Annotated in this window: 2 protein-coding genes; both read right to left on the bottom strand. The window is 42.2% G+C overall.

The window, feature by feature from the left end; translation table 11 throughout:
* Positions 1 to 2,287, bottom strand: a 2,287-nt coding sequence (locus tag WBM49_RS10380) for a ribonuclease HII (protein WP_424371983.1), incomplete at its 3' end; no start/stop codon positions are given.
* A gap of 28 nt (positions 2,288 to 2,315) precedes the next feature.
* On the bottom strand, positions 2,316 to 2,677 hold a 362-nt coding region (locus WBM49_RS10375; RefSeq protein ID WP_424371982.1), incomplete at its 5' end, for a ribonuclease HII.

The raw sequence follows: 2,677 nt of genomic DNA, 5'->3' as shown, positions 1-2,677 counted from the left end.
CACTTACATAGATCTTATCATAAATGTAAAAGATCCTGGGTTTGGTATATACCCCAAGGTCTAAAGAGGCTTTGTTACCTTTAATACTTAGTTCATTGTCGTTCATTATACTCAGGGTCTTACTGGTAGCCTCCATTCCGTGGTCTTCATTGAGGTTAAACCTGGTTTTGGTGATCTTGCCTTTGGTATCTACTGCAAAAAGGGTTCCTGTCTTATCCGTGACAATAAATCTATTGTTATTAAGGTATACTTCGTTATCTGAAAATTGAATCTTTTCTGCAACTTTTATACGGGTATTGCCTACTCTGTTTACGATCTTAAGCGTTCCATCTTCTAACTGAAAAACCAGATAATCCTTAGACCCTATGCGAAAGTGTTTGGGGGTATACAGAACAGCACTTTCAGCTTTGGTGTATTTAAAACCTTTAACGCTCTGCCCTTTGCCATTAAACATTTGAATGTCTTTCCCCTGGGTAACCACAAACCGATAGTTCCTGTTGTTTTCATAATCGAAGACAGCCAGCGGATTTAAGGCCGCCCCGGAGAAGGATTTGTTAAAGGGGGCCACTTCTTTCCCATTCCTGTCTAATACCAAAAATTGATTATTGGTTGTAAAGGCCAATTGTAGCCTGCCATTTTTGTACAGGTCTATTTGCTGAATCCTGCCTTGTATCCGCCCCTTAAGAGACTTTTTCCACAAGATCTTTCCTGCCGTAGAGATGAGGTAGAGGTTGTTCTCTGTATCCTGTACCACGATTTCTTTTTTGTTATTCCTGTGGTCCGTTACAAATTGTGGCACCGTAGCCAATGGCGCATCTAATTGTACTGTGAACAGGGGAGATACGGCGTCTCTATTACGCTGGATCTGTTTGCGTTTCACAAAACTATTAAGGTGGTAGAAACTGCGATCTGCCACCACCTGGAAGGCAATTACATGATCAGGGAATTGGGCTTTATCATACACTTCAATAAGGCTCTTGGGGAGATTTTCCCGGGCAACAGATTCAAATTTTTTGTTGTTGGCCACAAAAAGCAGGGAGGAAGCCTCTGCCAACTCAGTTTTCGCGCTGTTATAGACCGCAGAGTTCTCAAATGTGCTTCTACTATTGATATTCCTCAGCATCATTTCAAGAATACTCTTGGATTCAGCAAAGACAAAAGCGTTCTCCAGGATGACATAATGCGTAATCTTAAAATTTTTGACAATGCCGGGGAATGCATTTTCTAACAGCGGCAGTTTGTCTACTTCTCCAACTTCCTTTCCCTGGTATTCGTACACAGCAGTTCGTTTACCAACCAAAAACTCGGAAAGTGCGGTGGCCCCATAGGTCTTTAATAGCATGGCTCTATTGGTACCCATATAGGCGATACCAACTTCTTCAACTGTTTGGAAAAGGGCATCATTTGGGGCGGTATTTGGGTATTGTTTCTTTTGGTTAGCTGCAAAAACAGTATAGTCTGAAAAGGAAACGGAAAGAAGGCCGTCTGCATCTTCAGGGGTTAGTGTCGCGAGCGAATTAACCACTGCTTGTGTGTTGGAAAACAAAGACAAAAACGTTTCACTACTATCCTGTACTATTCCAACCCCACTCCACTGTAACAGGTTTTGTGGGACACTCAGATCCATGGCAAACCAAGTGGCCATATCGGACCATTGCGAACTTTCCTTCTCATCAAGACGGTTGCTGTTGAGAGAATCTGTTTTTTTAGAATTGATGAATAAGGTGGCCGACTTCCCTGCTACGGTTGTTTTAAAAAGAGCTTCCAGATCCTTGTTGGGTTTGTTTTCCGGTATGCCGGTAATGGTGCTTGCCAGTAAGGTAGAATCTGGACTAACCAGTTGCAGGTTGGCAATAGGGGCCGTGTAAAAACTGCTGCCGTCCTTGTGATAGGCGTCCATTGAAACGCTTTGTACTGAAATAGACGAATGTGATAAAGCCGAAATACTATCCCTGGAAATCTTAAAATCTTGGGCGGTGGTTATAAAGAGATAGTTAAGACTGTCTTGTAAGGCGGATACGATCACAAGGATGCCCTCCGCTTCTGTATCCAGATCTTCGAGTCCTTTCAGGCCGTGGAACAGCCCTTGCTTATTTTCATTTGATAATAAAGGTTGTGCAAAATCATTGTTTTTAAGTTCCCGTTTTAGTGCCGCCAGGTTATTGACCTTTAAAACAAGGGCTGCGTTTTCAGGAATGGCGTCTCTTAAAGACAGTGTAGATTTTTCAATGGGGGTGCAAGCAACTAGCAAGATTGCAATGAAGCCAATTGCGAGAAAACATTTCATTCAACTATTTTGGAACAAATTTATAATATTAAAATTCAAGTGACACCTGCTCGCTTTTAATTTTAAAGGTTTTTCGATGGTATTTCGTTAGGCCGTATTTCCTAATGGCCATTCTGTGTTCAAGAGTTGGGTATCCTTTGTTTTGTTGCCAGTTGTACATAGGGTATTCCTGATGGATGGTTTCCATATAGGTATCGCGCATGGTCTTAGCCAGGATGGAAGCGGCAGCAATACTCATATATAAACCGTCCCCTCTAATGATACACTCATGGGAGATTGCTCCAAAAGGTTTAAATCTATTGCCATCTACCAGGATATGCCTTGGTGGCAAAGCTAGCTGTTGCAGGGCCTGGTGCATCCCAAAAATGGAGGCGTTTAAAATATTAATCT

It is taken from the genome of Muriicola sp. (assembly GCF_049669965.1).
Lineage (GTDB): Bacteria > Bacteroidota > Bacteroidia > Flavobacteriales > Flavobacteriaceae > Muriicola.
The sequence above is the reverse complement of the archived record's forward strand: the minus strand, read 5'-3'. Positions and strand labels throughout refer to the sequence as shown.